The organism is Arcicella sp. GW821-FHT09D11 (genome assembly GCF_059416265.1).
The window spans coordinates 189,995-209,628 of sequence record NZ_JBWKOV010000001.1; the positions used below are offsets into that span (position 1 = coordinate 189,995).

Consider the following 19,634-nt stretch of genomic DNA (forward strand, 5'->3'; position numbering starts at 1 on the left):
GATTAAATATTCTTTGTGGTCTTACTATTTCTTTAGTACTTCTACTTTAAAAGAAAAAGTGTTTTCGGCAGGAGTTGTATTAGCTATCGCTGTTACTGTTTTACTAAGCTTTCCTTCTTTGCCTTTACTATCAAATTTCACCTTAATAAAGCCTTGCTCACCCGGTTGAACTGGGGAAGTAGAGTACGATGGCGTAGTACAACCACACGATGCATTTACACTACTTAGCACTAATGGCATATTACCAGTATTTCTAAATTTATAAATGTGGATAATGGTATCACCTTGTGTAATTACACCTAAATCTACTGATTGTGAATCAGCTTGCATCACAGGGAATTTATCACTCGTCGGTTTATATGCAGATGCAGAGTCTGCCATTGTCTGGCTATCGGTCTTTTGTTTATTTTGACAAGCAAAAAAAACACTAATACCCAATGCCAAAATGATTGCTTTTTTCATACGATGAATATTCAAATTAATTTCAAAAATTAGGCTTTAGCTTTAATCTGACTCATCATGCTTTCTACATCTTCTAATAAACGTTCTGCTTTTTCACGTGCTTCGTTTACTACTTTCTTACCTTCAGTTTTGGCCATTGTCTCAGGGATTTCTTTTCCATCAATCAAATCTGAAATTAAACCTTGTAATTGGTCACGATACTTTTGAAGTTGATAAAACAGTTTGTTACGGGTATTTTCTCCTTTATCAGGCGCATATAAAATTCCTAAGGCAGCTCCAACGGCAGCGCCAGTCATGAATGCCCAAAATGTTTTTGATGATTTACTCATTGTATTGCAAGTTATCGGTTAAAAAATCAAATTTATAGATTATGCCTGTGGCGTTGTTCAAATAACCATTATTTATTATCAATCAATCCTCGTCCCGACTTTCTGATGATTCCTTCTTTCTGTAATTTCTGTGAAAGTACGTCTAATAAACCATTGATAAACTGCCCTGACTTTGGTGTTGAATAGTTTTTTGCCAATTCAATGTATTCGTTGATTGATACTTTTACAGGAATACTGGTAAAATGAATCATTTCTGCCAAGCCCAATTTCAAGATAAGCATATCTGTCATCGCCAGACGGTCGCCTTCCCAGTTTTGCGTTTGGTCTGTAATGATTTTCTCATAAGATTCGTCATTATCCAGCACATTATTAAAAAGGTCTACGAAATAATGCTTATCATCGTCCCAATTTAATGCCAAAGGTTGTAGTGTCAAATCTTCCACTTTTTCAATCTTAAAAGTCTTTACACAAAGGCTTTTAAGTACATCCTTATTTTCGTTCCAATTTAGGTCTTTTTCCTCAAAATAATCAGCAATAAGGTGATGTTTCAGTATGAAAGTTTTTACAAGATACTGAACCAACGCCAAATCTTCCTCAAAAGTATGTTTTGTTATACGAAGGTACGACTGGAAAGTAGTATCAGGCAAGATTGCTTCTAAGAAAAGTTTACGCAAAAGGTTTTGGTCTTCTTCTCCCCACTTAGCATTGCTCCTGATAATACCCGTAGTAAACATCGGTAAATTCTTCAAGGCCATCAATACTTGGTTTCTGGCTAATCTTGACGTACGGTGGTCTGTTTCAACCAAACGACGTTGCTCATCCCAAACCGCAATTTCAGTAATTTCCAACAACAATTGAAGCATTTTCAGATAAGCATCATATACTCCTTCCACCTCCGCTACCATATTATCAGTAATCGTAGCTTTGTCTTTTTTTACATAACTTTTATATGACTCCAATGCATATCTTGCTGCATTTTTAGCTTCAGCAGGAATGGTATCATCTGTCGATTTCAGATTGAATAGTTCCTCAAAGCGCTGTTCAGCCAACTTACGCAAAGCATCTAGCTTTAGCATTTGTTGCTCTTTAGGAATCATTAAGTCAAGATTTGGGAGAAAAGAATCAGCAATTTGGTCAAATGCTAACTGATAATCAGCACGTTCCGCTTGGCGGAAGGCATAAAGGCTTTGAAATGCCTTTGTTCGGAGAAGTCGTCTGTTTACCATTGGGTAATTTAGAAAGAACGTTTTGGTAGTGAAGCTTCGGTAAAGTAATATTACTTTATCCAAAGAGGGTGCAAAATTAGTATTTTTTAAAGAAAAAAGCATTATTCAAGCACAAAATTTTCAATATAAATGATAATTTTACTGAATACTAAAAGTGCATAATGGATGAAACCTTTACTTTCCTCCGTTGGTTATTGAAATATGAAATCCCTAAAGCATCTCAATCAATACTTTCTCAAATATAAATGGTACCTTATTCTAGGTACACTTTTTACATTCATTTCCAATCTTTTTGGTGTAGTTCCTGCTCAAATTGTACGCTATGCGCTCGATTTGGTCAAAGAAACCATCGATTTATACTTTCTGTATGATGGCTTTGCTTCGCAAAAAATGGTCTATGAATTCTTCGCCTTTTCAATCTTGTTGTATGGCTCATTAATCATGATTCTGGCTTTATTAAAAGGATTCTTCCTTTTTTTAGTGCGACAGACACTCATCGTAATGTCCCGCCATATTGAGTTCGACTTAAAGAACGAAATCTATCAGCATTACCAAACCCTTCCACTGAGTTTCTATAGAAAGAACAATACTGGCGATTTGATGGCCCGTATTTCAGAAGATGTCAATAAAGTGCGTATGTATGTTGGTCCTAGCTTAATGTATGGACTGAACCTTATATCAGTGTTTATTCTAGTGGTTTGGTACATGCTTTCCGTCAACGAGAAACTTACTTGGTATGTATTATTGCCTGTTCCTTTTTTATCGGGTAGTATATACTTTGTCAATACCATCATCATGCGAAAATCTGAACAGATTCAAGCAAATTTATCTAAGATTTCTACTTTTACACAAGAGGCCTTTTCAGGCATTAGGGTATTAAAGGCTTTTGTACAAGAAGAACCATCAACAATAGCTTTTACCAAACAAGCCAATGTATATCGTGAAAAATCATTAGATTTAGTAAAAGTTGATTCCCTCTTTACCCCACTAGTTTCGGTATTGGCAGGTCTTAGTTCTGTGATAGTAGTATATGTGGGTGGCTTAGAGGTAATGGCTGGCAGACTTACCGCTGGAAGCATCACCGAATTTATTTTGTATGTCTACATGCTGACATGGCCAATGATTGCCTTGGGCTGGACAACCTCGCAAATACAACGAGCGGCCGCTTCTCAGCAAAGAATCAATGAATTTTTGAAGATAAAAACTGATATTGTTTCTAAAGAAGACATTAATCATACCATTGAAGGAGCTATTGAAATGAAAAACGTTAACTTCACTTATCCAGATTCAGGGATTGTGGCTTTAAAGGATTTCTCAATGACGATCAAGCCGGGGGAATCTATAGCCATTTTAGGTACTACAGGTTCAGGAAAAAGTACAGTAGCCAATTTGCTTTGTAGAATGTATGATGCCTCGGCAGGAGAAATAAACATTGACAGCTTGCCCATCAAAAGCTTGAATGTAAATATGTATCGTTCACAAATTGGGTATGTGCCTCAAGATGTTTTCTTGTTTTCAGACTCTATCCGAAACAATGTGAGTTTTGGAAGTAGTGATATGACCGAGGAAACCATCATCAAAGCGGCCAAAGATGCTGATTTATACAATAATGTGATAGATTTTCCTGAAGGTTTTGATACGGTTTTAGGAGAAAGAGGTGTAACTTTATCTGGCGGACAAAAACAACGCTTATCTATTGCACGTGCCATTGCGCGTGAACCAAAAATCTTAATATTGGATGATTGCCTTTCAGCTGTAGATACCAAAACTGAAAACCAGATTTTGAATAATCTACAGGAAATTATGAAAGGCCGTACATCAGTGATTATTTCACACAGGGTTTCTTCTGCCAAATTAGCAGATAAAATCATCATGCTCGACGATGGAAACATCATAGAACAAGGTACGCATGAGGAACTGATGAATGCCAATAATGTGTATAGAGAACTTTACGAAAAACAATTACAAGTAGAAGAAGTATGAATTGTGAATGATGAATTGTGAGTAATAAGTTTAATATACAAGCGTCCTTTATTTTATATATGCTTATTAGTTTTATAATTTTATAAAAATCTTTTTCCCTAATGAACAGCAATTGGTCAAGAAAAGAAATCTATAATGTACTGGAAGTAACACGAGGTAAAAAAAGCAAGGCTTCGTTATTATTCAACTCCATTTTATTAACAACGATTTCTCTGAACACCTTTGCCATCATTTTGCATTCAGTAAAAAGCCTAAGACATGATTTTGTCACTTTCTTCAGTGATTTTGAATACTTCTCCGTCATCTTCTTTACGATAGAATATTTCGTTCGACTGTGGGTTTGTGTTGAGAATGAAAAATATCGTCATCCTCTTTGGGGTAGAGTTCGTTATATGTTTTCAGCAGGGGCGTTGATTGATTTATTGGCAATTATGCCTTTCTATTTATCTAATTTCACGTCAGATACTAGTTTAATCAGAATACTTCGTTTATTCAGAATTTTCAGGCTATTCAAATTTTCAAGGTATGTACATGCCTTAAAAGTAATTGAAAGCGTATTTAAAGACAAACGAGAAGAGCTTATCTTAAGTTTTGTGTTTTTTATCTTTACGCTATTGATTGCATCTTCTACGATGTATTATATCGAAAACCCTGCACAACCCAACGTTTTTTCAAGTATCCCAGCTACGCTTTGGTGGGGCGTTACTACTATCACTTCGGTAGGATATGGAGATGCTTATCCCATTACACCACTTGGAAAATTATTAGGAGGTATTGTTGCAGTAGCAGGTGTTGCGATGTTCGCTTTGCCAACGGGTATTTTTGTATCAGGCTTTAATGAACATATAAAATCTTCTAAACAAGATAAAAAGGACTTCAAGTTTTGCCCGCATTGTGGCGAACAATTATCTTAAAGTCCTTTTGTTTTATTTACTCAGTTTTCTGTATGCTTCAGAATTATTAGGGTCAAGCGAAGTAAGCAATGGCACTATCTTTTTTCTTTCATCAAGCGGCGCATCGCCATAGATATTCAATAATTCCGTATATTTTGCTTCAAAGAAAAGGCGATACCAAATTTGCCCAGGACGGTTCTGAATTACCTGCTTAATGGTATTCAAGTATTCCGTAATCTGTTTTCGGCTACCAGCAGGGTCATTCGCATAATTATCCATCGCAACGCGATGATAGGTATAGAAGCCCTCACGTAGGCTCTGTAGCTGTTGATTCAACATATTTTCCGCTACCCAATATCTACTCCGAATATCATTTGAAGACGACCAACCTCCGCCTGCATTTTGCGCTAAATTCACTACGTTCAATGCTTTCTGGGCTGCATTGATACCCCCCATTTTTTCAAAGGAATCATAATCGAAAGCCAAGGCGATATAGGCATAAAAGGCTAATATCTGGGTTAGGTTGTCGTTATAATTATTATCATTATAAGTAAGGGGTGTGCCTGAGATATATTTGAATACGAAGTTTCTATCTACATAATTTAAAATGACGGTTTCATAAGCAGAGCCATATACTGGGCGAGTAACCTGAAAACGAGCGTTGGCTTCATAGTCGCCTGTAGCAGTAGCTTTGGTAATAATCACGGCTAACGAACAATTGATTTTTTCTTCTGGAGCAAAATTATCATTTGTCCAACGGCGATTGTTCATAAACTCTTGCATGATATTTTGCAATTCGGTATAAATCTGGGTAGCACCGCGCTGTTCATTTACTTGGATTTGGTCTGTAGAAATGGTTACTCTACAATTAATTTCTTGGGCTCGTAGCGGCTGTGATAAAGCCAATATTCCCATTACAGCCATCACCGAACAAAGTGTATATTTATAAAAAGTATAATATGTAATGCTATTTTTCATCAATGTTATTTTTCGAAATTGATTCATTTACTTTCTATTCACTCATCATGGTATTGATGATGGCGTTTATAATGTCTTGAGCAACATCTTGTTTTGATTTTAAATCAAACTCAATGATGCTATCATCTTTTTTAATAATGCTTATCTTGTTAGTATCATGCCCAAAGCCTGCTCCAACATCTTGTAGAGAATTCAAGACAATCATATCCAAATTTTTAGACTTGATTTTTCCTTTTGCATTCTCAACTTCATTATCTGTCTCCAAGGCAAAGCCAATCATTAATTGGTCTGAACGTTTCTGTTTCCCTAAGGTTTTGGCAATATCGGTGGTCTTGATAAGCTCTATACTAAACGTATCTTCTTTCTTTTTTATTTTCTTATCTGCCACCACCGCAGGGGTATAATCAGCCACGGCCGCCGCCAAAATAATGATGTCTGCTTCTTCAAAATTTGCCTGCGTAGCAACATACATTTCTTGTGCTGAATGTACTTTTATTAAATTGATGCTTTCGTCTGGTTTTTTCAAGGCTACTTGTCCGCTTACTAGCGTTACTTTTGCACCAGCTTTGGCCAGTTTGTTCGCAAGCGCATAGCCCATTTTTCCAGTAGAATGGTTGCTGATAAAACGAACAGGGTCGATAGCCTCTTGGGTTGGCCCAGCGGTAATCAGTATATTTTTATTGGCTAATACAGGATTGACAGAGAAATGTTTTTGCAGGACTTCCAGTAATTCTTCGGGTTCGGCCATACGCCCATCTCCTACTAAGCCACTGGCTAATTCGCCATAGCCTGCCTTGATGATGTGGTTTCCGTATTCAGTCAACTTAGCAAGGTTTGCAATCGTACTCGGATGTTTGTACATATCCAAGTCCATCGCAGGTGCGAAATATACATCACATTTAGCCGAAAGATAAACCGCAGTAAGCAAATCATCACAAATGCCATTCGCACATTTTGCTAACGTGTGGGCTGTTGCAGGGGCAATCAGTATCACATCTGCCCATAAGCCCAAGTCAACGTGATTATTCCATTGTCCAGTTTCATCTTTTACAAAAGCCGACAAAACTGGATTTTTTGAGAGTGTCGATAATGTAAGCGGTGTAATAAATTCTTTAGAGGCTTCTGTCATTACAATCTTTACCTCTGCTCCTTCTTTCACCAAAAGCCTAGTGAGTATCGCAATTTTATAAGCAGCAATGCTACCCGAAATACCTAATAATATTTTCTTGCTTTTAAGCATCTTATTCAACACTGGTTTATGGATACAAACTTAATCAAAATCAAAAAGGTCAAATGTAAAACATCTGACCTTTTTGATTAATAATTGATAGAAAACTCCTAGTCTTCCGAACTTTCATCATGTTTTGGCAAAACGAAAGTGAATTTATCTTCCATAAATTCGTCGATTGCTAATGACGTTGGCTTTGGCAAACGCTCATAGAATTTTGAAATTTCAATTTGCTCACGGTTTTCAAAAATTTCTTCTAAGTTATCTACTGAAGAAGCAAACTCTGATAATTTATTGTTCAATTCTTCTTTAGACTTCAAAGCAATTTGTCTTGCACGTTTCGAGATGATTGCTACGGCTTCATACGTATTTCCGCCTGCTTTAATAGCTAGTTTATCTACGTCTCTGGTAATGATTGATGGATTCGTTGCCATATCTTTGGTTGTTCTACTGTTTCTTGTTAAATGTTTTCAATAAAATACTGATTACTTCTGTTTGTCGCCAGCACCCACTTTAGCTGTATTAGATTTCTCTTTGTCTCTAGCAGCTTTGTACTCGGCTTCAAGTTTTGCAATTCTGTCACTTTCTTTAAAGCTGATGTCGTATAATTTCTCAGCTTTTTTCAAGAAGTCACTCTTTGGATATTTATCCACTAAATCTTGATAAAACTTAATAGCATCATCAAAACGCTCTTTTTGTTTACTTTCGATAGTACTCTGAGCCAAATCAAATTGTGATTGAACTTTCAAGTACGCTAGCTCTTCGTTATAATCTGAATCTGGATAATCTCTCTGAAAATTGTTGATTTCAATCACAGCAGACTTCAAAGAAGCAATATTGAATTCACTAGTTTTATAGTAAAGTTTTACTTTTTCGTAAGACTTCTTCTCTAATTTCTTTCTTAGCTCCTTAATCAAATCAGACGTTTCTTCTCTAAACTTGCTGTCTGAGTAGTTATTAATAAAGTTTTGCAACTCATTAATCGCTGTAATCGTCCCGCTTTGGTCAAGATTGAACTGCGGAGAGTTTTTATACAATGAATAAGCAGACATATATACTGCTTCCTCATAATATTCGCTTCTCGCAAAAGTTTCAGCAAAACGTTTGAAATGGAAATTTGCCATTTCATAATTGCCTGTATGATAATCGCAATAAGCTTGATAAAACGTAGCGATTTCTTGTTGGTCTGTTCCCGTTAAAATTGGTAACAATTCCTCGAAGAGTATGCTTGCTTTGTCGTATTGACCTTTCTTGAAAAAACGAATAGCGGCGTCATACTTTTTCTTCTCATCAGTCATCTTTCTGATTTTTTCGAAATTGCTACACGCACTGAGGGTCAAAGCAAACAGTATAAATAATAAAAATTTGTGAGTTCTCTGCATAAGTTCGCAAAGTTAAGTAATTTTTGGGAGTTTGAAAATCAATACTTGTATTTGTTAATCAGAAATTAAGCAAAGTCAAATTTCGTCATTAAAAAGACCGTAATCATTAGTATTCAATAAGTTTTAACGAATTTTAACATATAATCTTATTCTGTTAGGCTAATAGATTTTATAAAACAGACAGTTTTGCCTTTTTAACATGGTTTTATGGCTATATTTTTCCTGACTTAGTTTTTTTATTCCTTATAAATGAAAGTTACAGTTCTATAGAGTTCTCTTTTTTTTCAGCTTATCACCTACAACAAAGTACAAGTTTATATCACTAATTTAATATTTTCGGGTTTATCATTCAGTACAAATCACGGCAATATTACTTTTAGGTGAAAAGTATTATTGAAACTATTGTTCATAAACCATATTTTCCATGTCAAATAAATTATCCACTAAACTTCGTTTTGGAATCCCAGCAATTTTGCTTGGGGGTGCATTACTTACAACTGGTTATCAAAATTCTCCATCCAGTCGCTTTATTAATCATTATGTAGATTCGGTGTTGACAGAAGCTCAAAAAAGATTACCCGATAATTCGCTGGAAGGTGTAAAAATGACAGATGGATTAGCTGTAAAAACCTTTGCAACTGAGCCAATGTTGATAAATCCCACGGATATTGATGTGGATGCCAAAGGGAGAGTTTGGGTATTAGAGGCTTATAATTATCGCCCTAATATTACACTCAACCCAACCAAAAAAGAAGGGGATAGAATTGTTATTCTGGAAGATAAAGATGGTGATGGCAAAGCAGACGGCAGTAAAATATTCTATCAGGATGCTTCATTGAATGCTCCTTTGGGAATTGCCGTATTGGGGAATGTAGTATTGGTTTCACAAAGTCCTTATGTCTGGAAATTGACTGATACCGATGGTGATGACAAAGCTGATAAAAAAGAGATTTTATTCCAAGGCATCGGTGGTGAACAGCATGACCATGGTATGCATACTTTTGTGTTTGGGCCAGATGGTAAACTCTATTTCAACTTCGGCAACGAAGGGCGTCAATTAAAAGATGCGAATGGTTATATTGTAAAAGACCAATTTGGCAAAGAGATTTCGCCTAAAAACTACCAAGAAGGCATGGTATTCCGTTGTAATATAGACGGCTCAGAAGTAGAATGTTTAGGACAAAACTTTAGAAATAACTATGAAGTAGCGATTGATTCTTACGACACAATGTGGCAATCGGATAATGATGATGATGGCAACAAAGGGGTAAGAATTAATTATGTAATGGAATATGGCGATTTTGGGTATAAAGATGCCATGACGCACGCTTCATGGCCAAGTAATCGTACCAATATTGAAGAAGAAATACCAAGACGCCACTGGCATTTAAATGACCCTGGGACTGTACCAAACCTTTTACAAACAGGTTCGGGCTCACCAACGGGAATGATTGTATATGAGGGCAATTTATTGCCAAGTGCTTTTCAAGGACAAATGATTCACTGCGAACCGGGACATAATGTGGTGCGTTCGTATCCAGTTCAAAAATCGGGCGCTGGCTATACTGCTGACATTGTGAATATCATGAAACAGGAAAAAGACCAATGGTTCCGTCCTGCTGATGTTTGTGTGGCTCCTGATGGTTCATTAATCGTAGCCGACTGGTATGACCCAGGCGTTGGTGGACACCAAGCAGGTGACCAAACGCGTGGAAGAATTTATAGGATTGCCCCTAACAATACGCCTTACACTGTTCCTAGTTTAGATTTATCAACTCCTACGGGAGCTATTACGGCTTTAACAAGTCCTAATATTGCTACAAGATATTTAGCATGGGAAGCCTTGACTAAATTTGGCAAAAGTGCTGAGCCTGAATTATTAAAACTGTGGGCATCAGACAACCAAAGAATGAAAGCACGTGCTTTTTGGGCTTTGTGTAAAATTGTCGATGGTAAAAAATATGTAGAAATAGCCTTAGCTGATGCTAATCCAGATATTAAGATAGCAGGCTTGCGTGCAGCACGCCAGTTGAAACTAAATGTGATTGAATATGTAAAACAATTGGCGACTAGCAACGACCCTCACATTTTGAGAGAATGTGCCATTGCACTGCACGGTAATACTTCTGCTGAAGTTCCTACCATTTGGGCAGACTTAGCATCAAAGTATGATGGCAAAGATCGTTGGTACCTTGAAGCATTGGGCATTGGTGCAGACAATAATTGGAATGCTTGTTTTGTAGCTTACCTCAAAAAAGTACCAGACCCAACATTAACCCCAGCGGGAAAAGACATTGTTTGGCGTGCTAGAACAACTGAATCTGTCAAGTTTTTGGCTAGCTTGGCAACCGATAGTCATATCAGCTTAAAAGAACGTTTACGCTATTTCAGGGCTTTTGATTTTATCAAAGGAAAAGAGAAATCCGAAACGTTATTATCATTGCTAAAAGGCAATGCTACTGACCAAAACGCCATTAATAAATTAGCCTTAAACCATTTAGATGTAGATTTTGTAAGAACCTCTCCCCTAGCCAAACAGTCGCTCAGTAAATTATTGAGTACCTTGAGTGGGAAAGAATACATAGAACTACAAACTAAATATTTGTTACCCGAAGAAAACGCACGCTTATTAGGCATGGTAAGCAAAGGCGAAATGCCTCGTCAGGCAGCAGAGGCTTTGATAAAATCTCCAGAAGGGTTAATCATCGTAAAACAAACTATCAATGACCCAAAGAAAGAAGTGTTGGCACTTCAATTATTGAACAGCATTAAATCAAATGGCGGACAAGTATCGATTGATATACTAAAGGGTTTGATGCTTAATAAAACACGTTCAGTGAGCATTCGTCGCGAAGCTACAAGGGCTATTGGCGACAGTGACAGCGGACAAAATTTGATTCTGGCATATTTGAAAGAAGGTAAAATTGAGAAAGATTATATTCCTTTTGCCGTAGAGGGTGTTAGTAAAGCTTGGCGTAGAAATGTACGTATTGAAGCATCAAAATATTTGGGAGCATCAACAAGTACTGCTAAAAAGCTACCTCCTGTAACAGAATTGGTTGCTTTAACGGGTGATGCTAAAAGAGGGGCTGCGGTATTTGCTAGCAATTGCTCGGTATGTCATCAGATAAATGGCGATGGTATGGATTTTGGGCCAAAGCTTTCTGAAATTGGGTCAAAACTAGGAAAGGATGGTCAGTATTTTGCCATTATGTATCCAGATGCAGGTATTGGTTTTGGCTATGAAGGATGGGATATTAAAATGAAGGATGGCTCTACCATGAGTGGTATTATTGCTTCAAAAACTGAAACAGATATTAGCTTAAAAATGCCGGGAGGAATTGTTCAGAATATCAAAACCAGTGCTGTAAAATCAATGAAGATGATGAATAATTCAATGATGCCTACGGGATTGATGGACGGAATGAGTAAAGAAGAGGCAGTAGACTTAATTGAGTTCTTGGCAAGCTTGAAGAAGAAGTAAGCTTGGTAACGATAAGTTATGAGCTTACTGATTACCATAAATATTATAAGATACTGACAATCAGACTACTTATCACTAGCGATGGACTTAAGTCCCTCGCTAGTGATAAGGGCTTCACGTAGCAGGAGGTCTTCAACATTTGGATGTAAAGGCGGTTTATGAGCTTTTAATAATGTATCAAAAAAAGGCTTGAAGTTTTAAAACTTCAAGCCTTTTTTAGTTCAATGTATCCAATAATACTATCTCAATAACTCTATCCAACCTTTTAATTTAACCGTTGGATAACTAGGGTCTAGCATCAAGAATTTTACTTCTGCGTTGTAGAAATAAGTTCCTACTGGCAATTCTTTTCCGTTAGTGTCAGTACCATTCCAAGCTAATTTTGGTCCAGTATAATCATATACTTTTTGTCCAGCACGGTTGTATACACTAAACGTCAAGCTTTGAACAAATCTTGGGCATCTCATTGCTTGGAAAATATCGTTCTTGCCATCACCATTAGGCGTAAATACGTTTGGCAATTCAAAACTAGGACAGTTATCCTTGCAAACTTTATTACTTGGCGCACTTTCAGTTCCATATTTATCGGTAGCAGTCACATAATAACAACCCAAATATGAATCATTTTTTATGTGGGTAAACGTCTGCGCTGGTGGTGTTGGGCTGGTTACCTCTCCTACTTTCGTGTAAGTTCCATCTGAACTTTCAGCATAATATATCGTGTATTTTACAATATCCTTCGTACAATCACTTCCAGAAGCCGATTTATCTGGATTAGTCCACGTTAACTTATTCTCGAATGATGTTAAATCACAATTGGTATTATCCTTTTTGTATTTATCACAGTCAAGTAAATCAATCGTTAATTGTGGAGGACAAGGCACAATATCGCTCAAAGGTGTTGCACAGATAATCTGCGAGAGGTTATAATAGATATCAGGCTTAATCCTTGCGTCACCATAAGTACCCACTGTTTCTACTTTATAACAATAGCTAGAATCTTGCGACATTTTTGCAAGGGCTATTCCGTCGGCAGCATAAGTATCAGCCCCTGTATCGGTAAAGGCAAAAGTCCCTGCTGTAGTGACAGGCACATCAGCAATACGGTTAAATACACCTGAACCCGAACGCGTTTCTCTATAAACTCGGTGAATTTGGTTTTCGTTTTTCCAAGGTACTATTGCTTGCCATGTCAAACGAACTGATTTTTTATCAGGTGTTGCAGCCAAACGTACACTACTTGCTTTATCTGTACTATCCAACAATGTTAAGCCTGTATTGCTTGTATAATAAAATGCAATGCGATAGGTATAAGCATTAGCTGTTGTATTCAGGTTTTTATCTACAAAAATTGTATCAGCTTTGCCCGACAAATCAGTATCGATGTTTGGAGAAACTTGTACAAAGTTTGTTCCGTTCAATCCTGTTGCTCTTGACAAACGATATTGATATGGTCCTTTGAAAATATTTTTATCCAAACCAAGTGGGCGAGTCCATTTCACGGTCATCTCGCCAGTTGCTGCATCTGTTTTGTCTACCGTTACATTCGTCATGACAGACATCTGTATTGGCAAGTTGGTACAAGTTTGGTCTGATACAATGCTTTCAGCTTTGTTAATGCCATTCGTAAATACCACTACTGTTCTATAGCTATAATCAGTATTTCTTTTTAAGTTTTTATCAACATAGCTTGTGGAAGATACAGGTACTCTCGCTACCTCTACATAGCCTAAGCTTGCTGGCAAGCCTGTGTCACATGAGTTAGGAGTATAGTTCGTACAACCCTCTTTACGATAGATAACTATTTCAGAACCTGCATTTTGACAAGCGTAACTATCCCAAGTTAATGTGATTGTTTTGTTGGCCGCATCGCCAGTAGCTTTCAGGTTTTTAATTCTTGGGGCTACTATCCTAATCTTCCAGATTTTACTATCTACCAAGCTAGGAATAAGCGCACTCCGTGGTAAATCCTGTGCTTTAAAGAGGATATCATAAGGCTCTTGACGAATATGGTTACAACCCGTTTGCCAAACAAATCTACCAGAAGCTGGCGACGCTTGATTAGCAGTTGATGTAAACGTAGCATATTGTGGACCAATGAAAGTAGTACCGTCTGGTAATCTATAAACAGCTCCTGTCGAGATAATTGTCATATTATCTACTCTTCCAGAGTTAGAAGGCGTATCGGTAGCTGTAATCGTTTGGCTAATTAATGTCCCCGCCTCCACACAAATATCATCAGGTACTTTAATAACGGGAGGTTTGTTGTCGGCATCTTTTACTTCAATTTGCATATCTCTTTCTGTAATAGAAATCAATACACCATTTCGCCACTCTTCTACATAAAATGCACAGTTATATAAGCCGATTTCTTGAGGCACATCCCAAATCAAATCACCCGTTAATGCATTAATTGTAAAGCTACTTGGTGTAGTAGCTACTTCGTTAGGCTGACGGAAACCTGGTACTGAATCTCCTTTTCTATCAGTACAGTTATCTTGGTCACCTCTTCTACAAAAAGTAAGACGGTACGCCAAGCTATCGCCATCTACATCAATGGCATTGGGGTTATGAATAAATTTTTGACCGACAACGGCTGTTAAATCAACCGCAGGATTTAATAACACTGGTGTAGAGTTAAGTCCTAGTCCTGGGTTTACCTTAAAAATAGTTTCTACATAAAAGGCTACTGCATCAGATGCCCCACCGATATTTCTTACCCCTTGGTTTCGGTTAGAAATCGCTACAGTTACTTTATAATCTGCCGCACCCGAATAGGTATAAATTGCTTTATAGATACCCTTACCGATTCCATTACCAATATCTTCCCCATTACCTCCACCGTTGATACGAGGAGCCCTGATACTACCAATACCATCACCAAAACAAAAAGACGCATCACGTTGGTCTTGCCACGCTCTAAATCCTGTGTTTAAGTCACAATAAATTGTTAGTGTAAATTCATAGGTAAATGAAGTTGATGAAATTCTTTTTACAGAAATTTCTCCGCCTCTCATGTGTGTTGCGAAAGACTCTGTAGTGGAAAGTACCAGTAAAAGGCCTAATACAAAAAGGTAAAATTGTTTAAATCTCATAAAAATTTAGAATATAAAATTCGGATGATTTGCCTACAAGTTATATATTATTTTTTTGGCTAACTAACGAAACAAAAAATCGAACATTAAGTTAAATTACAAGAGCCAACAGGAAGGCTCTTCAAAATTAATCTTTAACAATAAAAACAAGATCTAAGTCTTATTTTATTGTAAAAAAACGTAAAAACATTATAAATAATTGCTAAAAAGTGATAGATAATTTGATACACAATTGTTTGGGTCGTAGTTTTGGGGAGGATATTTAGTTTTAAAATACTAGATACTGATTATTCGTGACATTTAGCCTTTCAAAGAATCAAATTCACCCATGATTATTATCTACTCACCTAAAACTATTAACCATTTTACTGATAACTAAAACAATTAAAAGATGTCTTGGGTAACAAAAACACTAACGAGTTCACTGGGTAGAAAACTACTGATGGCCATTACGGGATTATCGTTGATAGGCTTTCTTGTAGTACACTGTGGAATCAATGCATGTATTTTTTTAAACGACGGTGGCGAAACTTTCAATGAAGCAGCAGAATTTATGGCGCACAACTGGCTAATCAGGACTGCAGAAGTAGGCTTGATGCTAGGCTTTATTATCCACATTGTGGATGGATTGATGCTTTGGAAAACAAATTCAGAGAAGCGTCCTGTAAAGTATGCTATCGTAAAAGGAGAAGCTAATTCTACATGGTATTCACGTTCTATGGGGCTATTAGGTTCATTATTATTGATTTTCCTAATTATTCACCTTCGTCATTTTTGGGTAGTTAGCCGTTTTACTGATGAGATTACAAGTGGAAGAGAAACTCTTTTCGGTGAAATGAAAGAAGTTTTTGAAAACCCAATTGTTGTTGTTGTTTATGTGTTGGGTTGCATTTCTCTGGGCTACCATTTATTACATGGTTTCCAAAGTGCTTTTCAAACGATGGGATGGAATCACCCGAAATATACTCCATTTGTTAAGTCATTGGGTACTGGGTTTTCGATTATCGTACCCATTATTTTTGCAGCAATGCCAATAGCAATGTATTTCGGATGGATTGCATAATGAAAAAGTATATTATGATATAAATGTATACATTTCATGATATTCTTTCATCACTCCATCACACGATTCTCAATCATAATTCTTAATCAAAAATTATGTCAACTAAATTAGATGCCAAAATACCAGGAGGATTATTACCAGAAAAATGGACAAAGTTCCGTTCTACTGTACCCTTGGTAAACCCCGCAAATAAGCGGAATATTGAAATTATTGTTGTAGGAACTGGCTTAGCTGGTGCTTCTGCGGCAGCCTCTTTAGCTGAAATGGGATATAAAGTTAAGGCTTTCTGTTTCCAAGATTCTCCTCGCCGTGCACACTCAATCGCTGCACAAGGTGGGGTTAACGCTGCTAAAAATTATCAAAACGATGGTGACTCTGTTTACCGTCTTTTTTATGATACTATCAAAGGTGGTGACTACCGTGCTCGTGAAGCAAACGTTCACCGTCTGGCTGAAGTATCTGGTAACATCATCGACCAATGTGTGGCTCAGGGTGTTCCTTTTGCACGTGAATACGGTGGTTTGTTATCTAACCGTTCTTTCGGTGGTACACAGGTACAACGTACTTTCTATGCCGCAGGACAAACTGGTCAACAATTATTATTAGGTGCTTATTCTGCTTTACAACGCCAAGTAGGTTTAGGTAATGTAGAATTATTCACTCGCCACGAAATGATGGACGTAGTAATGGTAGATGGCAAAGCCCGTGGTATCATTGCTCGTGATTTGATTTCTGGTAAATTAGAACGTCACTTTGGTCACGCTGTGTTGTTGGGTACTGGTGGATACGGAAACGTATTTTACTTGTCTACCAACGCAATGGGTTCAAACGTAACGGCGGCTTGGAAAGCGCATAAAAAAGGTGCTTTCTTCGGAAACCCTTGCTATACACAAATTCACCCTACTTGTATTCCAGTTTCTGGCGACCACCAATCAAAGCTTACTTTGATGTCGGAATCGTTACGTAACGATGGTCGTATCTGGGTGCCATTAAAACAAAACGATACTCGTCTAGCTATTGATATTCCTGAAGAGGAACGCGATTATTACTTAGAGCGTCGTTATCCTGCCTTTGGTAACTTAGTGCCTCGTGATATTGCTTCGCGTGCGGCTAAAGAGCGTTGCGATGAAGGGTACGGTGTGGGTGCTTCTAAAAAAGCGGTTTATCTTGATTTCGCTGCGGCTATCTTGCGTTATGGACGTGGAGAGGCTACGAAAAAAGGGATGCACAATGCTACTACTGAAGAGCTACAAACAATGGGTAAAGAGGTTGTGAAAGAGAAATACGGTAACTTGTTTGATATGTACAAGCAAATTACTGGTGAAGACCCTTACGAATTGCCAATGCGTATTTATCCTGCGGTTCACTATACAATGGGTGGACTTTGGGTTGATTATAACTTAATGACTACTGTTCCAGGGCTTTATGCAATGGGCGAGGCTAACTTCTCTGACCACGGTGCTAACCGTTTGGGTGCATCTGCATTGATGCAAGGTTTGGCTGATGGTTATTTCGTGATTCCTTATACTATCGGTGCTTATTTATCTGGTGATATTCGTACTAAAGCGATTCCAACAGATGCTCCTGAGTTCGTTGCTGCTGAAAAAGCTGTTCAAGATACTATCGACAAGTTGATGTCTATCAAAGGGACAAAATCTGTTGATTATTTCCACAAGAAATTAGGCTTAATTATGTGGGATAAATGTGGGATGGCTCGTAACGAAAAAGGATTGAAAGAAGCTATTCTTGAAATTCAAGAAATCAAAAGACAATTCTGGTCGGATGTACGTATTCCAGGTGATGCAGATGAATTTAACCCTGAATTAGAAAAAGCAACGCGTGTAGCTGACTTTATCGAACTAGGAGAATTGATGTGTATCGATGCCTTGAACCGTAACGAATCTTGTGGTGGTCACTTCCGTGAGGAATACCAAACAGAAGAAGGAGAAGCACTTCGTGATGACGAGAACTACGCTTACGTAGCGGCTTGGGAATACAAAGGCGACTCTCAATTCGAATTACACAAAGAGGAATTGATTTATGAGAATATTAAGATTGCTCAACGTTCTTATAAGTAATTAGTGAATAGTGATTGGTGATTAGACTTTTTTAACAAGTGATTAGTATTTTTAAGGTAATTATAAGTATTTTATGTCTTAAACTGTAAGTCAGGTTTTAAACTATAAAAATACATCCTATTCACTAATCACGGTTCACTAATCACCACGTAAACAATGGAAAATCAAAAGATTAATTCTTTTAAAGATTTAAAAATTTGGCAGAAATCAATAGTTTTGATTAATCAAACTTACTCTTTGTCAAATAATTTTCCATCAAATGAAAAATTTGGATTAACCTCTCAAATAAATCGTGCATCGGTTTCAGTTGCTTCTAATATTGCTGAGGGCTGGGGAAGAGAAAGTAAAAAATCTTTCATTCAGTTTTTGAGAATATCAAGAGGGTCTCTTTTCGAACTAGATACACTATTAATAATAGCAGTTAATCAAAATTATTTAAATGATTCCGACTACGACCAATTATTAATGCAGATTAATGAAATTGGCAAAATGATAAATAGTCTAATTTTTAGTATTGAAAAAAAGCTGATAAGTGACACAGAGTAACTAGAAAACAAAATGCTAATTACCAATCACTAATCACTAATCTCTCAGACAAAATGGAAGGAAATATGAATTTGACGCTAAAGGTTTGGCGTCAGAAAAATGCAAATAGCGAAGGCAATTTTCAGCAATATGATGTAAAAGGCATCTCTGAAGATATGTCATTCTTAGAGATGTTCGACGTATTAAACGAACGTCTTATCACCGAAGGCGAAACTCCAGTAGCTTTCGACCACGACTGCCGTGAAGGTATCTGTGGGATGTGTTCAATGTACATCAATGGTGAGCCACACGGGCCAAATAAAGGTGTTACGACTTGTCAGCTTCACATGAGAAGCTTTAAAGATGGAGACACTATTACTGTAGAACCTTGGAGAGCAAAAGCATTCCCAATCGTAAAAGATTTAGCTGTAAACCGTTCTTCATTCGACCGTATCATTTCTGCGGGTGGATATATTTCGGTAAACACGGGTAATGCACAAGATGCGAACTCTCTACCAATTGCAAAACCAGATGCTGACGAAGCTTTCGCCGCAGCAGCTTGTATCGGTTGTGGTGCTTGTGTAGCCGCTTGTAAAAATGCTTCTGCGATGTTGTTTACATCAGCAAAAATTTCACAATTGGCTTTACTTCCACAAGGACAAGCTGAACGTACAATTCGTGCTGAAAACATGGTGGCTCAGATGGATGTTGAAGGCTTTGGTGCTTGTACAAACATAGGTGCTTGCGAAGCTGAATGTCCAAAAGGTATTTCACTAGAAAATATCGCACGCATGAACCGTGAGTATTACGGAGCAGTACTTACTTCGAAATAAGCATATCGCTTTGATTATATTACAAGAAACCCCCATTTACCAGAATTGGTGAATGGGGGTTTTGCAATATGTATC

15 protein-coding genes are annotated in these 19,634 nt (G+C 37.3%); 7 read left to right on the plus strand and 8 right to left on the minus strand.

Annotated elements, in window-relative coordinates; genetic code table 11:
- Positions 1 to 24: 24 nt before the first annotated feature.
- The 3 genes from AC07N0_RS00690 to nusB all read right to left on the minus strand — a co-directional run bounded on the left by AC07N0_RS00690 (position 25) and on the right by nusB (position 2,119).
- A complete protein-coding gene (locus AC07N0_RS00690; protein WP_492800312.1) occupies positions 25 to 462 on the minus strand; it encodes a DUF1573 domain-containing protein in 438 nt (145 codons plus the stop codon).
- Between the two features lie 29 nt (positions 463 to 491).
- Positions 492 to 791 (minus strand): YtxH domain-containing protein, encoded by a 300-nt coding sequence (locus AC07N0_RS00695; RefSeq protein WP_492800313.1) that lies wholly within the window; start codon positions 789 to 791, stop codon positions 492 to 494.
- Between the two features lie 68 nt (positions 792 to 859).
- Positions 860 to 2,119, minus strand: a complete 1,260-nt coding sequence (gene nusB, locus AC07N0_RS00700; protein WP_492800314.1) for a transcription antitermination factor NusB — start codon at positions 2,117 to 2,119, stop codon at positions 860 to 862.
- Positions 2,120 to 2,218: 99 nt separating this feature from the next.
- Between nusB and AC07N0_RS00705 the strand changes: the two genes are divergently transcribed.
- Both AC07N0_RS00705 and AC07N0_RS00710 read left to right on the plus strand, forming a co-directional pair.
- The gene (locus AC07N0_RS00705) at positions 2,219 to 4,000 is read left to right on the plus strand and encodes an ABC transporter ATP-binding protein (protein WP_492800315.1); all 1,782 of its coding nucleotides are present in this window, start codon (positions 2,219 to 2,221) and stop codon (positions 3,998 to 4,000) included.
- A 101-nt stretch (positions 4,001 to 4,101) separates the two neighbouring features.
- A complete protein-coding gene (locus AC07N0_RS00710; RefSeq protein WP_494587743.1) occupies positions 4,102 to 4,914 on the plus strand; it encodes an ion transporter in 813 nt (270 codons plus the stop codon).
- A 12-nt stretch (positions 4,915 to 4,926) separates the two neighbouring features.
- Here AC07N0_RS00710 and porD read toward each other — a convergent pair whose 3' ends face one another.
- The 4 genes from porD to AC07N0_RS00730 all read right to left on the minus strand — a co-directional run bounded on the left by porD (position 4,927) and on the right by AC07N0_RS00730 (position 8,481).
- Positions 4,927 to 5,871 (minus strand): type IX secretion system protein PorD, encoded by a 945-nt coding sequence (gene porD, locus AC07N0_RS00715; RefSeq protein ID WP_494587744.1) that lies wholly within the window; start codon positions 5,869 to 5,871, stop codon positions 4,927 to 4,929.
- Positions 5,872 to 5,905: 34 nt separating this feature from the next.
- The gene (coaBC, locus tag AC07N0_RS00720; RefSeq protein WP_494587745.1) at positions 5,906 to 7,111 is read right to left on the minus strand and encodes a bifunctional phosphopantothenoylcysteine decarboxylase/phosphopantothenate--cysteine ligase CoaBC; all 1,206 of its coding nucleotides are present in this window, start codon (positions 7,109 to 7,111) and stop codon (positions 5,906 to 5,908) included.
- Between the two features lie 98 nt (positions 7,112 to 7,209).
- Positions 7,210 to 7,533 carry a DNA-directed RNA polymerase subunit omega gene (locus AC07N0_RS00725; protein WP_494587746.1) on the minus strand — a complete coding sequence of 108 codons (324 nt, stop codon included), beginning with the start codon at positions 7,531 to 7,533 and terminating at the stop codon, positions 7,210 to 7,212.
- Positions 7,534 to 7,584: 51 nt separating this feature from the next.
- Positions 7,585 to 8,481: an outer membrane protein assembly factor BamD gene (locus tag AC07N0_RS00730; RefSeq protein ID WP_492800319.1), complete on the minus strand. Its 897-nt coding sequence runs from the start codon at positions 8,479 to 8,481 to the stop codon at positions 7,585 to 7,587.
- A 424-nt stretch (positions 8,482 to 8,905) separates the two neighbouring features.
- On the opposite strand from AC07N0_RS00730, the gene AC07N0_RS00735 reads away from it, so the two are divergent.
- Positions 8,906 to 11,965: a PVC-type heme-binding CxxCH protein gene (locus AC07N0_RS00735; RefSeq protein ID WP_494587747.1), complete on the plus strand. Its 3,060-nt coding sequence runs from the start codon at positions 8,906 to 8,908 to the stop codon at positions 11,963 to 11,965.
- Between the two features lie 239 nt (positions 11,966 to 12,204).
- On the opposite strand, the gene AC07N0_RS00740 is transcribed toward AC07N0_RS00735, so the two are convergent.
- Entirely contained in the window at positions 12,205 to 15,060 is a 2,856-nt protein-coding gene (locus AC07N0_RS00740) for a T9SS type B sorting domain-containing protein (protein ID WP_494587748.1), read from the minus strand.
- A gap of 391 nt (positions 15,061 to 15,451) precedes the next feature.
- Between AC07N0_RS00740 and AC07N0_RS00745 the strand changes: the two genes are divergently transcribed.
- The 4 genes from AC07N0_RS00745 to AC07N0_RS00760 all read left to right on the plus strand — a co-directional run bounded on the left by AC07N0_RS00745 (position 15,452) and on the right by AC07N0_RS00760 (position 19,559).
- Positions 15,452 to 16,123 (plus strand): succinate dehydrogenase cytochrome b subunit, encoded by a 672-nt coding sequence (locus tag AC07N0_RS00745; protein WP_492800322.1) that lies wholly within the window; start codon positions 15,452 to 15,454, stop codon positions 16,121 to 16,123.
- Positions 16,124 to 16,218: 95 nt separating this feature from the next.
- Positions 16,219 to 18,201, plus strand: coding sequence for a fumarate reductase/succinate dehydrogenase flavoprotein subunit (locus AC07N0_RS00750; protein ID WP_494587749.1), 1,983 nt, complete (start codon positions 16,219 to 16,221; stop codon positions 18,199 to 18,201).
- 156 nt (positions 18,202 to 18,357) lie between these two features.
- Complete coding sequence (locus tag AC07N0_RS00755) at positions 18,358 to 18,747, plus strand: four helix bundle protein (protein ID WP_494587750.1); 390 nt, start codon at positions 18,358 to 18,360, stop codon at positions 18,745 to 18,747.
- Positions 18,748 to 18,812: 65 nt separating this feature from the next.
- Complete coding sequence (locus AC07N0_RS00760; RefSeq protein ID WP_492803611.1) at positions 18,813 to 19,559, plus strand: succinate dehydrogenase/fumarate reductase iron-sulfur subunit; 747 nt, start codon at positions 18,813 to 18,815, stop codon at positions 19,557 to 19,559.
- Positions 19,560 to 19,634: the final 75 nt, after the last annotated feature.